This window comes from Janthinobacterium sp. CG3, from assembly GCF_000344615.1.
Taxonomy (GTDB): domain Bacteria; phylum Pseudomonadota; class Gammaproteobacteria; order Burkholderiales; family Burkholderiaceae_D; genus Janthinobacterium.
Genome location: NZ_KB467824.1, coordinates 5,140,151 through 5,158,241, shown reverse-complemented (window position 1 = coordinate 5,158,241; position 18,091 = coordinate 5,140,151). Strand labels below are relative to the sequence as shown.

General features: G+C 62.6%; 19 protein-coding genes and 1 pseudogene. 2 read left to right on the top strand and 18 right to left on the bottom strand.

Annotation, left to right across the window (positions count from 1 at the left end):
- Positions 1-12 precede the first annotated feature (12 nt).
- The 7 genes from JANGC3_RS0122930 to JANGC3_RS0122900 form a co-directional block, all read right to left on the bottom strand.
- Positions 13-1,083 carry a sulfate/molybdate ABC transporter ATP-binding protein gene (locus JANGC3_RS0122930; RefSeq protein WP_017878826.1) on the bottom strand — a complete coding sequence of 357 codons (1,071 nt, stop codon included), beginning with the start codon at positions 1,081-1,083 and terminating at the stop codon, positions 13-15.
- Positions 1,084-1,085: 2 nt separating this feature from the next.
- Entirely contained in the window at positions 1,086-1,982 is an 897-nt protein-coding gene (gene cysW / locus JANGC3_RS0122925; protein WP_035788954.1) for a sulfate ABC transporter permease subunit CysW, read from the bottom strand.
- Positions 1,979-2,845, bottom strand: coding sequence for a sulfate ABC transporter permease subunit CysT (gene cysT / locus JANGC3_RS0122920; RefSeq protein WP_026133384.1), 867 nt, complete (start codon positions 2,843-2,845; stop codon positions 1,979-1,981). Before cysT ends, cysW begins: the two co-directional genes overlap by 4 nt.
- 209 nt (positions 2,846-3,054) lie before the next feature.
- A complete protein-coding gene (locus tag JANGC3_RS0122915) occupies positions 3,055-3,693 on the bottom strand; it encodes a peroxiredoxin (protein WP_026133383.1) in 639 nt (212 codons plus the stop codon).
- Between the two features lie 65 nt (positions 3,694-3,758).
- On the bottom strand, positions 3,759-4,325 hold the full coding sequence (locus tag JANGC3_RS0122910) for an RBBP9/YdeN family alpha/beta hydrolase (protein ID WP_017878822.1): 567 nt from the start codon (positions 4,323-4,325) through the stop codon (positions 3,759-3,761).
- Positions 4,326-4,340: 15 nt separating this feature from the next.
- Complete coding sequence (locus tag JANGC3_RS0122905; RefSeq protein ID WP_017878821.1) at positions 4,341-5,345, bottom strand: sulfate ABC transporter substrate-binding protein; 1,005 nt, start codon at positions 5,343-5,345, stop codon at positions 4,341-4,343.
- A 121-nt stretch (positions 5,346-5,466) separates the two neighbouring features.
- A complete protein-coding gene (locus tag JANGC3_RS0122900; protein ID WP_035788948.1) occupies positions 5,467-5,853 on the bottom strand; it encodes a diacylglycerol kinase in 387 nt (128 codons plus the stop codon).
- A gap of 161 nt (positions 5,854-6,014) precedes the next feature.
- Between JANGC3_RS0122900 and JANGC3_RS0122895 the strand changes: the two genes are divergently transcribed.
- A complete protein-coding gene (locus tag JANGC3_RS0122895) occupies positions 6,015-6,794 on the top strand; it encodes an IclR family transcriptional regulator (protein ID WP_017878819.1) in 780 nt (259 codons plus the stop codon).
- A gap of 87 nt (positions 6,795-6,881) precedes the next feature.
- On the opposite strand, the gene pbpG is transcribed toward JANGC3_RS0122895, so the two are convergent.
- The 3 genes from pbpG to JANGC3_RS0122880 form a co-directional block, all read right to left on the bottom strand.
- Complete coding sequence (gene pbpG, locus JANGC3_RS0122890) at positions 6,882-7,949, bottom strand: D-alanyl-D-alanine endopeptidase (RefSeq protein ID WP_026133381.1); 1,068 nt, start codon at positions 7,947-7,949, stop codon at positions 6,882-6,884.
- Positions 7,950-8,090: 141 nt separating this feature from the next.
- On the bottom strand, positions 8,091-8,786 hold the full coding sequence (locus JANGC3_RS0122885; RefSeq protein ID WP_017878817.1) for a nitroreductase: 696 nt from the start codon (positions 8,784-8,786) through the stop codon (positions 8,091-8,093).
- Positions 8,787-8,833: 47 nt separating this feature from the next.
- A complete protein-coding gene (locus JANGC3_RS0122880) occupies positions 8,834-9,736 on the bottom strand; it encodes a DMT family transporter (RefSeq protein WP_017878816.1) in 903 nt (300 codons plus the stop codon).
- A gap of 395 nt (positions 9,737-10,131) precedes the next feature.
- On the opposite strand from JANGC3_RS0122880, the gene JANGC3_RS0122875 reads away from it, so the two are divergent.
- Complete coding sequence (locus JANGC3_RS0122875; RefSeq protein ID WP_017878815.1) at positions 10,132-10,701, top strand: phasin family protein; 570 nt, start codon at positions 10,132-10,134, stop codon at positions 10,699-10,701.
- A gap of 211 nt (positions 10,702-10,912) precedes the next feature.
- Here the strand turns inward: JANGC3_RS0122875 and JANGC3_RS0122870 are convergent, their stop codons facing one another.
- The 8 genes and pseudogenes from JANGC3_RS0122870 to JANGC3_RS0122830 all read right to left on the bottom strand — a co-directional run.
- Entirely contained in the window at positions 10,913-11,635 is a 723-nt protein-coding gene (locus JANGC3_RS0122870) for an ABC transporter ATP-binding protein (RefSeq protein ID WP_017878814.1), read from the bottom strand.
- Positions 11,635-12,405 (bottom strand): ABC transporter ATP-binding protein, encoded by a 771-nt coding sequence (locus JANGC3_RS0122865; protein ID WP_017878810.1) that lies wholly within the window; start codon positions 12,403-12,405, stop codon positions 11,635-11,637. Before JANGC3_RS0122865 ends, JANGC3_RS0122870 begins: the two co-directional genes overlap by 1 nt.
- A gap of 13 nt (positions 12,406-12,418) precedes the next feature.
- Positions 12,419-13,639 (bottom strand): ABC transporter permease subunit, encoded by a 1,221-nt coding sequence (locus JANGC3_RS0122860; RefSeq protein ID WP_017878809.1) that lies wholly within the window; start codon positions 13,637-13,639, stop codon positions 12,419-12,421.
- Positions 13,640-13,656: 17 nt separating this feature from the next.
- Positions 13,657-14,586, bottom strand: coding sequence for a branched-chain amino acid ABC transporter permease (locus JANGC3_RS0122855; protein ID WP_017878813.1), 930 nt, complete (start codon positions 14,584-14,586; stop codon positions 13,657-13,659).
- 572 nt (positions 14,587-15,158) lie between these two features.
- Positions 15,159-15,881: an ABC transporter ATP-binding protein gene (locus tag JANGC3_RS0122845; protein ID WP_017878811.1), complete on the bottom strand. Its 723-nt coding sequence runs from the start codon at positions 15,879-15,881 to the stop codon at positions 15,159-15,161.
- Complete coding sequence (locus JANGC3_RS0122840; RefSeq protein WP_017878810.1) at positions 15,881-16,651, bottom strand: ABC transporter ATP-binding protein; 771 nt, start codon at positions 16,649-16,651, stop codon at positions 15,881-15,883. Before JANGC3_RS0122840 ends, JANGC3_RS0122845 begins: the two co-directional genes overlap by 1 nt.
- Before the next feature lie 13 nt (positions 16,652-16,664).
- The gene (locus tag JANGC3_RS0122835; protein WP_017878809.1) at positions 16,665-17,885 is read right to left on the bottom strand and encodes an ABC transporter permease subunit; all 1,221 of its coding nucleotides are present in this window, start codon (positions 17,883-17,885) and stop codon (positions 16,665-16,667) included.
- Positions 17,886-17,902: 17 nt separating this feature from the next.
- A pseudogene (locus JANGC3_RS0122830) lies at positions 17,903-18,091 on the bottom strand (branched-chain amino acid ABC transporter permease); the annotation flags it as partial.

The window sequence follows — 18,091 nt, the reverse complement described above, 5'->3', positions numbered from 1 at the left end:
TCTAAGAAAACGTTACCGCGCGGCGGGTTCGACAAACACGTGCAGGCGCTTCGGCCGCACCACCAGGGTTTCCCCCTCCTTCAACTGCAGGTGGCTGAAGCGCTCGTTCGACATCACCGCCTCGATCAACTCGTCGTTGTCGAGGCGCTGCAGGTCGAGCTGGGCCAGCGGGCCGATCGCGTGGGCGCGGCTGAGCTTGACGACGATACCCTCGGCGCCCGGCGTGTAGCGGTCGATCTCCAAGTCGTGCGGGCGGACATAGGCGATGCCCTTGCTATCGGTGACGCCGGCGTGGTCGGGCACCTCGAAACTGGCGTCGCCGGTGGCCATGACGCCCTCGTGGACGCGGCCGTGGAACAGGTTCACATTACCCAGGAAGCCATACACGAACGGCGACGCCGGGTGGTTGTAGACCTGGTCCGGCGCGCCCAGTTGCTCAACCCGGCCCTTGTTCATCAACACCACCTGGTCGGCCACCTCCAGCGCCTCCTCCTGGTCGTGGGTGACGAAAATGCTGGTGACGTGCAAGTCGTCGTGCAAGCGGCGCAGCCAGCGCCGCAATTCCTTGCGCACCTTGGCGTCGAGCGCGCCGAAGGGCTCGTCGAGCAACAGCACGCGCGGCTCCACCGCCAGCGCGCGCGCCAGGGCGATGCGCTGGCGTTGCCCGCCCGACAGCTGAGGCGGATAGCGGTCGGCCAACCAGTCCAGTTGCACCAGTTCCAGCAGGTCCTTGACCTTGCGGCGGATCTGGTCTTCCGACGGGCGCTCGGCGCGCGGCTTCACGCGCAGGCCGAAGGCGACGTTTTCAAACACCGTCATGTGCTTGAACAGCGCGTAATGCTGGAACACGAAACCGACTTGGCGCTCGCGCACGTGGCGCGCCGAGGCGTCTTCGGCGTCCAGCAGCACGCGGCCGGAATCGGGGTGTTCGAGGCCGGCGATAATGCGCAGCAAGGTGGTCTTGCCGCAGCCGGACGGTCCCAGCAGCGCGGTCAGCTCGCCGGCCGGAAACGCCAGCGACACGTTGTCGAGGGCGACGAAATCGCCGAACCGTTTGTTGATGTTGTTGACTTCGATCGTCATGCTCAATGCTCCGTAGAACGTAAGGCGGAATCGTCGGCGCTGTTTTCGTGCAAGCGCCACTCAATAAAGGATTTCAGGGCCAGCGTCACCAGGGCCAGCAGGGCCAGCAGCGAGGCCACCGCGAACGCGGCCGCGAAGTTGTATTCGTTATACAAAATCTCCACTTGCAGCGGCATGGTGTTGGTCTCGCCGCGGATGTGGCCGGACACCACCGACACCGCGCCGAACTCGCCCATGGCGCGGGCGTTGCACAGGATCACGCCGTACAGCAAGCCCCACTTGATATTCGGCAGCGTGACGCGGCGGAAGGTGTTCCAGCCGGACGCGCCCAGCACCATGGCGGCCTCCTCCTCCTCGTTGCCCTGCGACTGCATCAGCGGAATCAGCTCGCGCGCGACAAACGGGAAGGTGATGAAAATGGTCGCCAGCACGATGCCCGGCACGGCGAACAGGATCTTGATGTCGTGTTCTTGCAACCACGGGCCGAACCAGCCCTGCGCGCCGAACATCAGCACATAGATCAGCCCGGAAATCACCGGCGAGACCGAGAACGGCAAGTCGATCAGGGTCAGCAGGATGCTCTTGCCGCGGAACTCGAACTTGGCGATGCACCACGAGGCGGCGACGCCGAACACCAGGTTCAGCGGCACGGCGATGGCGGCCGTGATGACGGTCAGCTTGATGGCCGAGATCGCGTCCGGGTCGACGATGGCCGCCAGGTAGGCTTGCCAACCCTTCTTGAAGGCCTCGACGAACACCGCCACCAGCGGCACGAACAGGAACAAGGTCAGGAAGGTCAGCGCGACGGCGATCAGCGCCACGCGCACCCATTGCGGCTCCAGCGAGGCCGGGCGGGCGGCGGCGCGGCGCGGCGCGGCGGCGGAATGCGTTGTACTCATGTTTTCCTCGACTTGCCGCGCGTCCACGCTTGCAGCAGGTTAATCGTCAGCAGCATCAGGAACGACGCCACCAGCATCACGACGGCGATCGCGGTGGCGCCCGCGTAGTCGTATTGCTCCAGTTTGGTGATAATGAACAGCGGCGTGATTTCGGACACCATCGGCATGTTGCCGGCGATGAAGATGACCGAGCCGTATTCGCCGGTGGCGCGCGCGAAGGCCAGCGCGAAGCCGGTCAGCAGCGACGGCAGGATGGTCGGGAACACCACGCGGATGAAGGTTTGCAGCGAACTGGCGCCCAGGCTGGCGGCGGCCTCTTCCAGCTCGCGCTCGGCGTCCTCCAGCACCGGCTGCACCGTGCGCACGACGAACGGCAGGCCGATGAAGGTCAGCGCCACCACCACGCCCAGCGGCGTGAACGCCACCTTCAAGCCCAACGTGCCTTCGAGGAACTTGCCGAACCAGCCGTTCGACGAATACAGCGCCGTCAGGGTAATGCCGGCGACGGCGGTGGGCAGCGCGAACGGCAGGTCGACCAGCGCGTCGATGATGCGCTTGCCGGGGAAGGTGTAGCGCACCAGCACCCAGGCCAGGATGCCGCCGAACACCACGTTGATCGACGCGGCGATCAGCGAGGCGCCGAAACTAAGGCGGTACGAGGCCATCACGCGCTCGGACGTCACGGCGGCCCAGAACGCCTCCCAGGTCATGGTAAAGGTCTTCAGGAACACCGCCGACAAGGGAATCAGGACGATGAGCGCCAGATAAAAGATGGTGAAGCCAAGCGACAATTTAAAACCGGGCATCACCCGAAACGGCGCGCTTTGCGCCTTGAACGGAACCGGCGTTGCAACAGCAGACATGAAAGCTCCCCTTATTACATTTTCGACTAACAGGGCGCAATAATCGCATCCGAACGGCATAAAGCGAACGAAGCTTTTGTCATTTGCTTAGACGACAATCGTATATCGGGAACAAGACAAAAAAAAACCGGGGACAGACCACGATTTCCGAGAAAGTATTTCTCGGAAATCGTGGTCTGTCCCCGGTATATGCCCGGTATGCGGCGGTCTTATTTGTTCGGCTGCGGCGTCAGGCGCAAGTAAGGCCGCTCGGCGGTGTAGCCTTTCGGATACTTCTGCTTGATCACCTCCGGGTCCTGCACCGACAGCGGAATGATGACGTCGTCGCCGTCGCGCCAGTTGCCGGGTGTGGCGACGGTGTGGGCGTCGCTCAGTTGCAAGGCGTCGATTACGCGCAACACTTCGTCGAAGTTGCGCCCGGTGCTCATTGGATACGTCAGGATCAGCCGCACCTTGCGCTGCGGGTCGATGACGAACACCGAGCGCACCGTGGCGGTGGCCGACTGTTCCGGGTGGATCATGTCGTACAGACCGGCGACGCGCATGTCGGCGTCGGCGATGATTGGAAAGCCGACCACCGTGTGCTGGGTTTCCTCGATATCCTTGATCCACTGCCGATGCGAATCGGCCGGATCGACCGACAGCGCGAGCGCCTTGACGTTGCGTTTTTCGAACTCCGGTTGCAGTTTAGCGGTCAGCCCCAGCTCGGTGGTGCAGACCGGCGTGAAATCGGCGGGGTGCGAAAACAGCACCACCCACGAGTCGCGCGACCAGTCGTAGAAATTGATCGGCCCGACCGAGGAATCCTGCTCGAAATCGGGGGCAATGTCACCCAGGCGTAAAGTCATCGTCAGCTCCATCCATAAACGGTTAATTTAAAACAAGCTAATAAGAACGTAAAAGCGTGTCAGTGTCAGGCTAATTGCGCCTGCCCTTGCGCGCTTTGCGCCAAGTCAAACAAGGCCTGCAGGCGGCTCTGGCCGAACTCCCAGTCGCCCAGGCCGGACTCGGCATTGATGTGGCCGAGCGCGCCCAAATTAATGAACTCGCTACCCCAACGCTCCGCCCACACCGCGGCGTTGTCGGCGCTCATCCACGGGTCGTTGCTGCTGCCGATCATGATGGTCGGACAGGGCAGCGGCGTGCGCGGCAGCGCGCCGGCGACGCCGAACTTGTCCGGGTCGGCCGGCGCCACCATCAGCGCGCCGGCGACGCCGCGCGGGTCGCGCGCCAGGCTGTAGGCCGTCGCCAGGCAGCCGAAACTGTGCGCCGCGACCAGCACCGGCCGGCTGTCGCGGGACCGCAGCTGGTCGAAACGCGCCGACCAGGCCGGCAACTGCGGATGGTCCCAATCGTCCTGCTCGACCCGCTCGACATACGGATACAGGCGCTCCCAGCGGGTCTGCCAATGCCCCGGTCCGCTGTTATGCAGGCCGGGCATGAGCAGCACGCGGTAGTCCGACAGTGAAAGCACGCCCATCACCTCTCCTTGCAATTATTTAGACTGGTAAACCTGGTCGAACACGCCGCCGTCGGCAAAGTGGGCCTTTTGCGCCGCGGTCCAGCCGCCCGCCACCTGCGCAATCGTAAACAACTTCACGTTCGGGAACTGCGCCGCGTATTTCTTGGCGGCCTTCTCGACGGTCGGACGGTAGTAGTTTTTCGCAATCAACTCTTGCGCTTCGTCAGTGTACAGATAATTCAAATACGCCTCGGCGACCTTGCGGGTGCCGCGCCGGTCTGCCACCTTGTCGACCACGGTCACTGGCGGCTCGGCCAGGATGCTGACCGACGGCGCCACGATCTCGACCTTGTCCGGGCCTAATTCCTTAATCGCCAGCAAGGCCTCGTTTTCCCAGGCGATCAGCACGTCGCCGATGCCGCGCTCGACGAAGGTGGTGGTGGCGCCGCGCGCGCCGGAATCGAGCACCGGCACGTTTTTATACAGTTTCTTGATGAAGTCCTTGGCGCTGGCCTCGCTGCCGCCGGGTTGTTTGAGGGCATAGCCCCACGCGGCCAAATGGTTCCAGCGCGCGCCACCCGAGGTTTTCGGATTCGGCGTGATCACCGCGATGCCCGGCTTGACCAAGTCGTTCCAATCCTTGATGCCCTTCGGGTTGCCCTTGCGAACCAAAAACACGATGGTCGAGGTGTACGGCGAGCTATTATGCGGTAAGCGTTTTTGCCAGTCCTTGCTGGTCAAACCGTGTTCGGCGATGGCGTCGATGTCGTACGCCAGGGCCAGCGTGACGATGTCGGCTTCCAGGCCGTCGATCACCGCGCGCCCCTGCTTGCCGGAGCCGCCATGCGACTGCTTGATCTTGACGGTGTCGCCGGTCTTGGCCCTCCAGTCCTTGGCGAAGGCCAGGTTGACGTCCTGATACAGCTCGCGGGTCGGGTCATAGGACACGTTCAACAGCGCGATGTCGGCGGCCAGGGCCGGCTGCCATATCGCCAAGGTGGCGAAAGCGGCGGCAAAGATTGTTTTTTTCGACAGCATCAGGATCCCCGTTCATAAGTAAAAACTTCAGAGACCCGAGAATACGGCGCGCCCGGCGCAAAGAGAACGAATGCTTTCGCGGTTTGATATGCGTATTTCGCATATCGCCGCGCGCCGGTCTTCAATAAAAGCGGTTGAACAATACGACGCTCCAGGCCGCCACCGCCAGCAGCACCGCCAGCAGCACCGCGGCGCTACCGAAATCCTTGGCGTTCTTCGACAGCGCGTGGCGCTCGAGCGAGACGCGGTCGACCACCGCTTCGATCGCCGAGTTGATCAGCTCGACGATCAAGATCAGCACCAGCACACCGATCAGCATCAACTTTTCAAACGCCGAAATGCGCAGGATCAGGGCCGCGACGGTGCCGCAGACGAACAAGATCAATTCCTGGCGGAAAGCGTGCTCGTGTTGCCAAGCCGCCTTGAGGCCGTCGACCGAGTACAGAAAGGCCGAGAAAATCCGTTTCAGGCCGCTTTTGCTCTTGAATTCATTGACTGGTTGTTCCATGGTTATATTGTTCTTAATGAATTGATGCGTCATTATGCCGCGCACGCTGGCGGCAGGGGCAAAAATGTCACAGCGGAGCCACGAGAGCGCCGGCCCAATTCACAATTTTTTCACATTGTGGTATAAAGAGAAGATCAATACTGCACTGCACCAACCACATCATGAAAATTGAAACCGTCGCGCCCCCAAAGACGACGATCCAAGTGATCGAGCGCATGGTGGCCCTGCTGGACGCGCTGGCCAAATACTCGGACCCGGTGAGCTTGAAGGAATTGTCGAAAGTGTCCGGTCTGCATCCCTCGACCGCCCACCGCATCCTCAACGACATGGTACTGACCCGCTTTGTCGACCGCATCGAACCGGGCACCTACCGCCTCGGCATGCGCCTGCTGGAACTGGGCAACGTCGTCAAGAGCCGCCTGAGCGTGCGCGAAGCGGCGCTCGACTATATGCGCCACCTGCACAAAAAAACCCAGCAAACCATCAACCTGTCGGTGCGCCAGGGCGACGAAATCGTCTACATCGACCGGGCTTTCTCGGAGCGCTCGGGGATGCAGGTGGTGCGCGCCATCGGCGGGCGCGGTCCGCTGCACCTGACCTCGACCGGCAAACTGTTCCTGTCGGTGGACGAGCCGAAGGCGATCCGCGCGTACGCGACGCGCACCGGCCTGGCCGGCCACAACAAAAACTCGATCACCGACCTGGCCAAGCTGGAGCGCGAACTGAGCCTGGTGCGCGCGCGCGGCTACGCCCGCGACAACGAGGAACTGGAACTGGGCGTGCGCTGCATGGCGGCGGGCATCCGCGACGACTCCGGCAAGCTGATCGCCGGGCTGTCGATCTCGGCGCCGGCCGACCGCCTGCAAGACGAATGGGTGGAAGACCTGATCGAAACGGCCAACCAGATTTCGGCGACGCTGGGCTACATCGCCGTTGAATAGGCGCAGGCCCAACCAACGGCAGAGGGCTGGGGCCTGGCCCCAGGGTTACGCCCTTGGTTGTAATGGCGGCGGCGCCGTTTTCGGCGCTTAGCCGCCCGGTAGCGTCAGGCCGGCGGGGCGCAGCGCTTCCAGCCATTTGCGCATGCGGCCGGCGTCGGCGGTGCGCGACTGCTTGCCCTTGGAGTCGAGGAAAACCATGATGACGGCGCGCCCTTCGATTACCGTCTGCATCAGCAGGCAGCGCCCCGCTTCGTTGATGAAGCCGGTTTTTTGCAGGCCGATTTCCCAGCTCGGATTGGCGACCAGGTGATTGGTATTGCCATATTGCATAAGTTGGCCGCTGGCTTCAATCATCGCCTTCGGATCGGTGGAGAATTGCCGCAGCAGCGGATGGTGGAAGGCCGCCATCGCCAGTTTCGCCAAGTCGCGGGCGCTGGCCACGTTTTGCTTCGACAGGCCGCTTGAATCGACGTAGTGGGTGTCGCCCATGCCCAGCTGGCGCGCCTTCGCGTTCATGGCGTCGACGAAGGCCGGCAAGCCGCCCGGATAGTTGCGGCCCAGCGCGGAGGCGGCCCGGTTTTCCGAACTCATCAGTGCAATGTGCAGCATATTGCTGCGGGTCAGCTCGGACCCCACCTTCAGGCGCGAACTGCTGAATTTATGCCGGTCGACGTCGTCCTCGGTGACGGTCAGCAGCTCGTCCATGTCCTGGCGCGCTTCCACCACCACCAGCCCGGTCATCATTTTCGTGATCGAGGCGATCGGCAGCGAGACGTTGGAATTTTTCTCGAACAGGACTTCGGAATTGGACTGGTCCAACACCAGCGCGACGCTCGATTTCAGGTCGAGCGGGTCGCGCGTCAGGTTCAGCCCGGCCAGGTCGCCCACCGTCAGCGCCGGCGGCAGCGCCACGTTGGTAACGCGCTGGTATTGCACATGGCGCTTGCCGCGCACCGTGACGACGCGCTTGACGACGCGCTCGCGCGAGTCGGCCGGGGCGATGCGGATGCCCGGGCGCCGCAATACCATCTTGATGCGTTTGACGCCGTGCTTCTTCGGCGCCGCCACGCTGCCAGCGTCCGACTTCGCGATGGCGCCGGAGGACCCCAACGCTAACAACAGTGAAACCAGGGCGCCCAGCGCAAGTTTAAACATTGATTCATCCTCTTGAAGCAAACTGAAGTTTCTTATTGCAGTGTAGCGAAATGCAGAGTAATCGCAAGCGAATTTAACAGTTAATACAGTATTTCTTGCGCTAGTCCTGTGCGCGCCGAACTATGTTCGCCAGCAAGATTATCATTCTACAAATTTGACGAAGCCCGCCACGGGCTCGCGCTCGGTGACCAGGGTATTCTCCACCTTGCCGCGGTCGGCGAAGCCGAGCGCCATGCCGCACACCACCATTTCACCCGCGGGAAGTTGCAATTCCTCGGCGATGATCTTGTGGTATTGCGTAAAGGCCGCCTGCGGGCAGGTGTCCAGGCCGCGGCCGCGCGCCGCCACCATGATGCTCTGTAAGAACATGCCGTAGTCCAGCCAGGAACCCTGCTCCATCACCCGATCGATGGTGAAGATGAAGCCGACCGGGGCGTCGAAGAACTGGTAATTGCGGCCGTGCTGGGCCGCCATGCCGGCCTTGTCGTCGCGCGTCAGGCCCAGCAGCGCGTACAAGTCCCAGCCGACCTTGCGGCGCCGGTCGATGAACGGCGAAGTCCACTCGCGCGGGTAATAGGCGTATTCCTCGGTGTGCTGGCGCGCCTGGGCCGGGTCGTTGTGGACCGCCAGGATGCGCCCGGCCAGGCGCTGCCGGGCCTGGCCCGTCAGCACGTAGACCTTCCACGGCTGGGTGTTGGTGCCCGACGGCGCGCGCGCGGCCACTTCCAGGATGCGCTCAATCTCCTCGCGCGCCACGGGCGTGGGCAGGAAGGCGCGGATCGAGCGGCGCGTCGTGATCGCGGCGTCGACCGCGTGTTGTTCCGGGGTGGATATCATGCTTGTGGTCATACTCATTGCACTCCTTATTTGTCAAGACCCGCTGTCTATTTTTTAGCGACAAAGATGACGCCGACCACGGCCACGACCATGCCGGCGATGCCCATGAAATTAAACGCCTCGCCAAACATCAACCACGCCATCACCGCGGTGGTGGGCGGGGTCAGGTACAGCAAACTGGTGACCTGGGTGGCGTCGCTGCGCCGGATTAGCGCGAACAGCAGGAAAATGGCGCCGATCGACAACACCAGCACCGACCACAGCAAGGCGCCGACGAAGTTCGCGGTCCATTGTACGGCGGCAAAGCCGAGGTCGAGGTCTTCCAGCCAGATCGCCAGCGGCAGCACCACCACGATGGAGGCGGCGAACTGGATCACGGTGCCGCTGCGCAAGTCGAAGGACGGGCAATTGTGCTTTTGATACAGCGTGCCGGCCGTGATCGACAGCAGCGCGAACACGCACAGCAGCACGCTTTCCATGCTCAGACCAACCAGATTGATTTTGGCGTACACCACCAGGGCCACGCCCAGCAGGCCGAACATCAGGCCCAGCCATTGCCGCGGCCGCACCGTTTCGCCGATCAGCCGCGCCGCGCAGGCGGTCAGGATGGGTTGCATGCCGACGATCAGCGCCGACAGCCCGGCCGGCATGCCGAGCTTGATCGCGCACCAGACGCCGGTGAGATAGCCGGCCTGCAACAACAGGCCGGCCACGGCGATGTGGCGCATCTTGCCGACCGGCCAAGGCGCTTTCAGCAACAATACGCACGGCAACAGGATCAGCAACACGCCGACAAAGCGCAACAGCAGGAAGGTCAGCGGCGGCGCGTACGGCAAGCCGAACTTGGCGACGATGAACCCGGTGCTCCAGAGTAAGACAAAAAAGCCTGGCAAGGCTAACGGTAAAGCGCGCTGGCTCAGGCCGCCATGCGCGGCGCGGGTGTTGGACATTATTTCTTCACGGGAATGGTGGGCGTCGGCCGCGGGCGTGGAGGGATTGGCGACAAGTCTGGTGTCGTGGGCTGCCGGTTCACTCAATCAGGAAGTCGGAATACTAGCATGGCGGGGCAATCTCGACAGGAGGCGGCGCTTTTTTTGGCCGCCCAGGGCAAATACTGTCAATCGAAATTCCTTAAAGAAACAGTATCTTTGATGCAAATCTAACAAATTGTTGCAGTGCACAAGATTCGCTTGACTTAATTCCCAAAGTCTTTAGAATCGGGTTTGTTGCGTTGCACAATTTCTTGTTCAGCTTGAAAAATAAGATCTACTAGCTTCATTACCACGGTACTTAACGCAGCGTCTAAATCGACTAACGAGTTACTAATATTTTGGAGAGTTACCCTATGTTTTCAATTCCTGAGCAATTTTCGAATGCCACCAAGTCCAACCTCGAAGCCCAGTTCGCCATTTTCTCGTCGCTGACGAGCAAGGCGTTCGAAGGCATCGAAAAGATCGTCGAACTGAACCTGACCGCGGCCCGCGCCACGCTGGAAGAATCGACCGCCGCGGCCAAGCAATTGCTGTCGGCCAAAGATCCACAAGAATTCTTCTCGCTGACCGCCGCACAAGCTCAGCCAAGCGCCGAAAAAGCCATCGCTTACGGCCGCCACCTGGCAGCGATCACGTCGGGCACCCAAGCCGAATTCAGCAAGGCTGCAGAAACCCAAATCGCCGAAACCAACCGCAAAGTTATTTCGCTGGTTGAAGAAGTCAGCAAAAACGCACCAGCCGGTTCGGAAAACGCTGTGGCAATCTTGAAATCGGCAATCGGCAACGCCAGCGCCGGGTACGAGCAGTTCAGCAAAAGCAGCAAGCAAGCTGTTGAAGCAATCGAAGCGAACGTAACTTCGGCCGTGAACCAATTCAGCCAAGCCGCTGAAAAAGTCGTGCCACGCGCCGCCGCCAAGAAGTAATGTAAACGGCCGGGCCGCGCAAGCGGACCGCCAGCAGTCTCCGGCAGCCGTGTTGTTCTCCTCAGACGGCTGCCATTATGCCCCGCCCAACGCGGGGCATTTTTTATGCGCGCTCGCCCTAGGCAAGTGGCGGCCGCCGCCGCCATCGCGGCAGCCTGCCGCCACGTAAAAACGGCGCCATCGGCGCCGTTTCGTGCCGCTGTCTTGCGGCTTATTCGCCCAGGTAGGCGGCTTTCACGCGCGGGTCGTCCAGCATGTCGCTGGCCTTGCCGGTCATGGTGATCAAGCCCGAGTCCATCACGTAGCCGCGGTGGGCGGCCTGCAACGCCAGTTTGGCGTTCTGCTCCACCAGCAGGATCGTGATGCCCTCTTTCGAGACGTTGCGGATCACTTCGAAGATCTTCTCGACCATGATCGGCGACAGGCCCATCGACGGCTCGTCGAGCAACAGCAGGTTGGGATGGCTCATCAACGCGCGCGCCATCGCCAGCATCTGCTGCTCGCCGCCCGACAGCGTGCCGGCCATCTGCGCCCGCCGCTCCTTCAGGCGCGGGAACACCTCGAACCACTTGGCGATGTCGGCTTCGATGCCCGCCTTGTCGTCGCGCGTGTAGGCGCCCATCATCAGGTTTTCCTCGATCGACATGCGGGTGAACACGCCGCGCCCTTCCGGCACCATCGCCAGCTTCTGCTCGACCAGGTGGAACGACTTGCTGCCCTTGAGCGACTTGCCCAGGTAGGACACGTTGCCTTCCACTTTACANTCCGGCAGCGTGCCGGTGATCGCCTTCAGCGTCGTCGTCTTGCCGGCGCCGTTGGCGCCGATCAGCGCGATCAACTCGCCCTTGTTGACTTCCAGGTCGATGCCCTTGACGGCCTTGATGCCGCCGTACGCGACTTTCAGTCCCGCTACTTTCAGTACGTTCTCGCTCATTAGTGCGATCCTCCCAGGTAGGCGTCAATCACCGCCTGATTTTTCTGTATCTCCGCCGGCAAGCCTTCGGCGATGCGTTTGCCGTATTCCAGCACCGTGATGCGGTCGCACAGGCCCATCATCAGTTTCACGTCGTGCTCGATCAGCAGCACCGTCTTGCCCTCGGCCTTGATTTTCACCAGCAGCTCGCGCAGCGCCAGCTTCTCGGTGGCGTTCATGCCGGCGGCCGGCTCGTCCAGGGCCAGCAGTTGCGGGTCCGTCGCCAGCGCCCGCGCGATCTCCAGGCGGCGCTGGTCGCCGTAGGACAGGAAGCGCGAGGTGCGGTTGGCGAACTGGCCGATGCCGACGAAGTCCAGCAGTTCCTGGGCGCGGATGCGGATGCCCGCCTCCTCCTCGCGCGCCGCCTTGTGGCGGAACACCGCGCCGAACACGCCCTGGTGCGAGCGCACGTGGCGCCCCACCATGACGTTTTCCAGCGCCGTCATCTCGCCGAACAGGCGGATGTTCTGGAACGTGCGCGCGATGCCGGCCTTGGCCACCTCGTGCGGCGCCGACGGCGAGTACGGCTTGCCGGCCAGCTCGAAGGTGCCGGTGTCGGGCTGGTACAGCCCGGTGATGACGTTGAAGAAGGTCGTCTTGCCGGCGCCGTTGGGGCCGATCAGGCCGTAGATCTGGCCCTTGGTGATCGTGATGCCGACGTCGGTCAAGGCTTGCAGGCCGCCGAAGCGCTTGTTCACGCCGGCGATGTTGAGAATGGTCTGTTCGCTCATCTGTGTCTCTCCCTTACGCCGCCATTACGCCGGTCGATGGATCTGGTTTGTCTGTGTCGCGGTCGGGGCGGTCCTCATGCTTGGGCGCNGGCCACAGGCCGGCCGGGCGGTTCAGCATGATCAGCACCATCGCCAGGCCGTACAGCAACTGGCGCAGCACTTCGGCTTCGATCAGCACCTTGCCGAACAGCGCGTTCTGCGCCGGCTCGACGATGTGCCGCAGCACCTCCGGCAGCGCCGCCAGCAGCACGCCGCCCATGATCACGCCCGGGATGTGGCCGATTCCACCCAGCACCACCATCGCCAGCACCGCGATCGACTCCGTCAGCGAGAACGACTCCGGCGACACGAAACCCTGGAACGACGCGAACATCGCCCCGGCCACGCCGCCGAACGAGGCGCCCATCGAGAACGCCAGCAACTTGACGTTGCGGGTGTTGATGCCCATCGCCTTGGCGGCGATTTCGTCTTCGCGGATCGCCACCCAGGCGCGGCCCAGGCGCGAATGCTGCAGCCGCGTCGTCACGAAGACGATGGCGATGCACAGGAACAGGAACAGGAAGTAGTACGCGTTCACCGACGGCATCGAAAAACCGCCGACCACCACGGTGGCCTTGGAACCGGCCTCGCCGCCCAGCGACACGCCGAAGATGCGGATCGGGTCGATCAGGTTGATACCCTGCGGGCCGTTGGTGAAGTTGATCGGCTCGTTGAGGTTGTTCATGAAGATGCGGATGATCTCGCCGAAGCCCAGCGTGACGATGGCCAGGTAGTCGCCGCGCAGTTTCAAGGTCGGCGCGCCCAGCAGCGCGCCGAACAGGCCGGCCACGGCCGCCGACAGCGGCACGATCAGCCACACCGACAGGTGGATGCCGTTGGCGCGGATGTCCTCGCCCATCACGCCGACCAGGAAGTCGCCGAGCAGCGGATACTGGTTGACGACCGATTCCAGCAGCGCCGCGAATTGCGGCGAGGCCAACAGGCCGGTCATGTAGGCGCCCACCGCGTAGAACGCGATGTAACCCAGGTCGAGCAGGCCGGCGAAGCCGACCACGATGTTCAGCCCCAGCGCCAGCATGATGTAGAGCAGCGCGATGTCGATGATGCGCACCCACGAGTTGCCGAACTGGGCGGCGAAGAACGGGAAGACCATCAAGCCCAGCAGGATCACGCCCATGCTGGTGTAGGCCTTGCCCGGATTGTTTTTGACGTCGAAGTCGAAGAAACTTGCCATGATTGTTTTCCTTAAACTTAAGCGCGGTCGGCGACGCGTTCACCCATGATGCCGGAAGGCCGGATCGTGAGGACGATGATGAGGACCACGAAAGCGAAGATGTCCTGGTAGTGGCTGCCGAGGAAGCCGCCGGTGAGGTCGCCGATGTAACCGGCGCCCAGGCTTTCGATAATGCCCAGCACGATGCCGCCGATCATGGCGCCGTAGATGTTGCCGATACCGCCCAACACCGCCGCCGAAAACGCCTTCAAGCCCGGCACGAAGCCCATCGCGAACTGGATCGACGAATAGTTCGCGCCCCACATCACGCCGGCCACCGCGGCCAGCGCGGCGCCGATGGCGAACGTGGCGACGATGACCTTGTTCGAGTCCACGCCCATCAGGCCGGCCACGCGCGGGTTTTCGGCCGTGGCGCGCATGGCCCGGCCCATCTTGGTTTTTTCAACCAGCAACACCAGCGAGCCCATCGACAACGCGGCCAGGGCCAGCAGCAGCACCTGGGTTTGCGAGATCAGCGCGCCGCCGATGGTGATCGGCTCCGACGACAGCAGTTGCGGGAACGGCAGCGGGTTGCGGCCCCAGATCATCATGGCGAACGTTTGCAGCAGGATCGACACGCCGATCGCCGTGATCAACGGCGCCAGCCGGGGCGCGTTGCGCAGGCGGCGGTAGGCCACGCGTTCGATCAGGATGTTGACCAGCATACACACGGGAATCGCGCCGGCGATGGCGATGGCCAACTTGACGTAGCCGGGCAAGTCGGGCGCGTAGGAATTGAGGAGGTTGAGAATGGTCAGACCTGCCATTGCACCGATCATCAGCACGTCGCCGTGGGCGAAGTTGATCAGGTTGAGTACGCCATATACCATCGTATAGCCCAGGGCGACCAGCGCGTACATGCTGCCCAGCACCAAGCCGTTGATGATTTGTTGGATAAATGTATCCATGTTTTTACTTGCCCTTTATGAGTCGAGTTATATTGCGCAGCCAACAATGCGAAGTCATAACAAAAAGCGGCACCCGGGGGGAATCCCGTGGGTGCCGCCATTGGCTCGCTACTTAGCAAGATCGGCCGCAATTCCTTCCATACCAACAGCGGCGGTGTGCAACCCCTGTGTCTCCTGGTACTTGATATCGCGCCCGATCTGCTCACTGTAGGTCTGCGGCAAATTTTCAGGTGCTATCGACCGCTATGATATTGACATTCTGCAAGTAAGAGTTCTCGTATTAAAGCAAGAATTCAGTGGATAATATTGCCGATCATGGCAAAACCTATTTTTATTCTGTGTTGACGTCAAAAAAATAACGAAGAGAAATTTTACGCAAAAAACAACCCTAGAAAACGTGCGTAAACTGGCGCTGCGCGCTGCAAACCAACGGCGAAAAGCCGGGGTGAGACCGTTAGGGTCGGTCCCCCAGGTGACGCCGTTGGTTGTCGGCGCCGCCGCCGCCATCGCGGCAGCCTGCCGCCACGTAAAAACGGCGCCATCGGCGCCGTTTCGTGCCGCTGTCTTGCGGCTTATTCGCCCAGGTAGGCGGCTTTCACGCGCGGGTCGTCCAGCATGTCGCTGGCCTTGCCGGTCATGGTGATCAAGCCCGAGTCCATCACGTAGCCGCGGTGGGCGGCCTGCAACGCCAGTTTGGCGTTCTGCTCCACCAGCAGGATCGTGATGCCCTCTTTCGAGACGTTGCGGATCACTTCGAAGATCTTCTCGACCATGATCGGCGACAGGCCCATCGACGGCTCGTCGAGCAACAGCAGGTTGGGATGGCTCATCAACGCGCGCGCCATCGCCAGCATCTGCTGCTCGCCGCCCGACAGCGTGCCGGCCATCTGCGCCCGCCGCTCCTTCAGGCGCGGGAACACCTCGAACCACTTGGCGATGTCGGCTTCGATGCCCGCCTTGTCGTCGCGCGTGTAGGCGCCCATCATCAGGTTTTCCTCGATCGACATGCGGGTGAACACGCCGCGCCCTTCCGGCACCATCGCCAGCTTCTGCTCGACCAGGTGGAACGACTTGCTGCCCTTGAGCGACTTGCCCAGGTAGGACACGTTGCCTTCCACTTTACAGTCCGGCAGCGTGCCGGTGATCGCCTTCAGCGTCGTCGTCTTGCCGGCGCCGTTGGCGCCGATCAGCGCGATCAACTCGCCCTTGTTGACTTCCAGGTCGATGCCCTTGACGGCCTTGATGCCGCCGTACGCGACTTTCAGTCCCGCTACTTTCAGTACGTTCTCGCTCATTAGTGCGATCCTCCCAGGTAGGCGTCAATCACCGCCTGATTTTTCTGTATCTCCGCCGGCAAGCCTTCGGCGATGCGTTTGCCGTATTCCAGCACCGTGATGCGGTCGCACAGGCCCATCATCAGTTTCACGTCGTGCTCGATCAGCAGCACCGTCTTGCCCTCGGCCTTGATTTTCACCAGCAGCTCGCGCAGCGCCAGCTTCTCGGTGGCGTTCATGCCGGCGGCCGGCTCGTCCAGGGCCAGCAGTTGCGGGTCCGTCGCCAGCGCCCGCGCGATCTCCAGGCGGCGCTGGTCGCCGTAGGACAGGAAGCGCGAGGTGCGGTTGGCGAACTGGCCGATGCCGACGAAGTCCAGCAGTTCCTGGGCGCGGATGCGGATGCCCGCCTCCTCCTCGCGCGCCGCCTTGTGGCGGAACACCGCGCCGAACACGCCCTGGTGCGAGCGCACGTGGCGCCCCACCATGACGTTTTCCAGCGCCGTCATCTCGCCGAACAGGCGGATGTTCTGGAACGTGCGCGCGATGCCGGCCTTGGCCACCTCGTGCGGCGCCGACGGCGAGTACGGCTTGCCGGCCAGCTCGAAGGTGCCGGTGTCGGGCTGGTACAGCCCGGTGATGACGTTGAAGAAGGTCGTCTTGCCGGCGCCGTTGGGGCCGATCAGGCCGTAGATCTGGCCCTTGGTGATCGTGATGCCGACGTCGGTCAAGGCTTGCAGGCCGCCGAAGCGCTTGTTCACGCCGGCGATGTTGAGAATGGTCTGTTCGCTCATCTGTGTCTCTCCCTTACGCCGCCATTACGCCGGTCGATGGATCTGGTTTGTCTGTGTCGCGGTCGGGGCGGTCCTCATGCTTGGGCGCTGGCCACAGGCCGGCCGGGCGGTTCAGCATGATCAGCACCATCGCCAGGCCGTACAGCAACTGGCGCAGCACTTCGGCTTCGATCAGCACCTTGCCGAACAGCGCGTTCTGCGCCGGCTCGACGATGTGCCGCAGCACCTCCGGCAGCGCCGCCAGCAGCACGCCGCCCATGATCACGCCCGGGATGTGGCCGATACCGCCCAGCACCACCATCGCCAGCACCGCGATCGACTCCGTCAGCGAGAACGACTCCGGCGACACGAAACCCTGGAACGACGCGAACATCGCCCCGGCCACGCCGCCGAACGAGGCGCCCATCGAGAACGCCAGCAACTTGACGTTGCGGGTGTTGATGCCCATCGCCTTGGCGGCGATTTCGTCTTCGCGGATCGCCACCCAGGCGCGGCCCAGGCGCGAATGCTGCAGCCGCGTCGTCACGAAGACGATGGCGATGCACAGGAACAGGAACAGGAAGTAGTACGCGTTCACCGACGGCATCGAAAAACCGCCGACCACCACGGTGGCCTTGGAACCGGCCTCGCCGCCCAGCGACACGCCGAAGATGCGGATCGGGTCGATCAGGTTGATACCCTGCGGGCCGTTGGTGAAGTTGATCGGCTCGTTGAGGTTGTTCATGAAGATGCGGATGATCTCGCCGAAGCCCAGCGTGACGATGGCCAGGTAGTCGCCGCGCAGTTTCAAGGTCGGCGCGCCCAGCAGCGCGCCGAACAGGCCGGCCACGGCCGCCGACAGCGGCACGATCAGCCACACCGACAGGTGGATGCCGTTGGCGCGGATGTCCTCGCCCATCACGCCGACCAGGAAGTCGCCGAGCAGCGGATACTGGTTGACGACCGATTCCAGCAGCGCCGCGAATTGCGGCGAGGCCAACAGGCCGGTCATGTAGGCGCCCACCGCGTAGAACGCGATGTAACCCAGGTCGAGCAGGCCGGCGAAGCCGACCACGATGTTCAGCCCCAGCGCCAGCATGATGTAGAGCAGCGCGATGTCGATGATGCGCACCCACGAGTTGCCGAACTGGGCGGCGAAGAACGGGAAGACCATCAAGCCCAGCAGGATCACGCCCATGCTGGTGTAGGCCTTGCCCGGATTGTTTTTGACGTCGAAGTCGAAGAAACTTGCCATGATTGTTTTCCTTAAACTTAAGCGCGGTCGGCGACGCGTTCACCCATGATGCCGGAAGGCCGGATCGTGAGGACGATGATGAGGACCACGAAAGCGAAGATGTCCTGGTAGTGGCTGCCGAGGAAGCCGCCGGTGAGGTCGCCGATGTAACCGGCGCCCAGGCTTTCGATAATGCCCAGCACGATGCCGCCGATCATGGCGCCGTA

What these genes read in the sequence shown, in the direction of transcription:
- JANGC3_RS0122930 (WP_017878826.1), bottom strand. Translation starts at nt 1,083, where the DNA reads ATGACGATCGAAGTCAACAACATCAACAAACGGTTCGGCGATTTCGTC.
- cysW (WP_035788954.1), bottom strand. Translation starts at nt 1,982, where the DNA reads ATGAGTACAACGCATTCCGCCGCCGCGCCGCGCCGCGCCGCCGCCCGC.
- cysT (WP_026133384.1), bottom strand. Translation starts at nt 2,845, where the DNA reads ATGTCTGCTGTTGCAACGCCGGTTCCGTTCAAGGCGCAAAGCGCGCCG.
- JANGC3_RS0122915 (WP_026133383.1), bottom strand. Translation starts at nt 3,693, where the DNA reads ATGACTTTACGCCTGGGTGACATTGCCCCCGATTTCGAGCAGGATTCC.
- JANGC3_RS0122910 (WP_017878822.1), bottom strand. Translation starts at nt 4,325, where the DNA reads ATGGGCGTGCTTTCACTGTCGGACTACCGCGTGCTGCTCATGCCCGGC.
- JANGC3_RS0122905 (WP_017878821.1), bottom strand. Translation starts at nt 5,345, where the DNA reads ATGCTGTCGAAAAAAACAATCTTTGCCGCCGCTTTCGCCACCTTGGCG.
- JANGC3_RS0122900 (WP_035788948.1), bottom strand. Translation starts at nt 5,853, where the DNA reads ATGGAACAACCAGTCAATGAATTCAAGAGCAAAAGCGGCCTGAAACGG.
- JANGC3_RS0122895 (WP_017878819.1), top strand. Translation starts at nt 6,015, where the DNA reads ATGAAAATTGAAACCGTCGCGCCCCCAAAGACGACGATCCAAGTGATC.
- pbpG (WP_026133381.1), bottom strand. Translation starts at nt 7,949, where the DNA reads ATGTTTAAACTTGCGCTGGGCGCCCTGGTTTCACTGTTGTTAGCGTTG.
- JANGC3_RS0122885 (WP_017878817.1), bottom strand. Translation starts at nt 8,786, where the DNA reads ATGATATCCACCCCGGAACAACACGCGGTCGACGCCGCGATCACGACG.
- JANGC3_RS0122880 (WP_017878816.1), bottom strand. Translation starts at nt 9,736, where the DNA reads ATGTCCAACACCCGCGCCGCGCATGGCGGCCTGAGCCAGCGCGCTTTA.
- JANGC3_RS0122875 (WP_017878815.1), top strand. Translation starts at nt 10,132, where the DNA reads ATGTTTTCAATTCCTGAGCAATTTTCGAATGCCACCAAGTCCAACCTC.
- JANGC3_RS0122865 (WP_017878810.1), bottom strand. Translation starts at nt 12,405, where the DNA reads ATGAGCGAACAGACCATTCTCAACATCGCCGGCGTGAACAAGCGCTTC.
- JANGC3_RS0122855 (WP_017878813.1), bottom strand. Translation starts at nt 14,586, where the DNA reads ATGGATACATTTATCCAACAAATCATCAACGGCTTGGTGCTGGGCAGC.
- JANGC3_RS0122845 (WP_017878811.1), bottom strand. Translation starts at nt 15,881, where the DNA reads ATGAGCGAGAACGTACTGAAAGTAGCGGGACTGAAAGTCGCGTACGGC.
- JANGC3_RS0122840 (WP_017878810.1), bottom strand. Translation starts at nt 16,651, where the DNA reads ATGAGCGAACAGACCATTCTCAACATCGCCGGCGTGAACAAGCGCTTC.
- JANGC3_RS0122835 (WP_017878809.1), bottom strand. Translation starts at nt 17,885, where the DNA reads ATGGCAAGTTTCTTCGACTTCGACGTCAAAAACAATCCGGGCAAGGCC.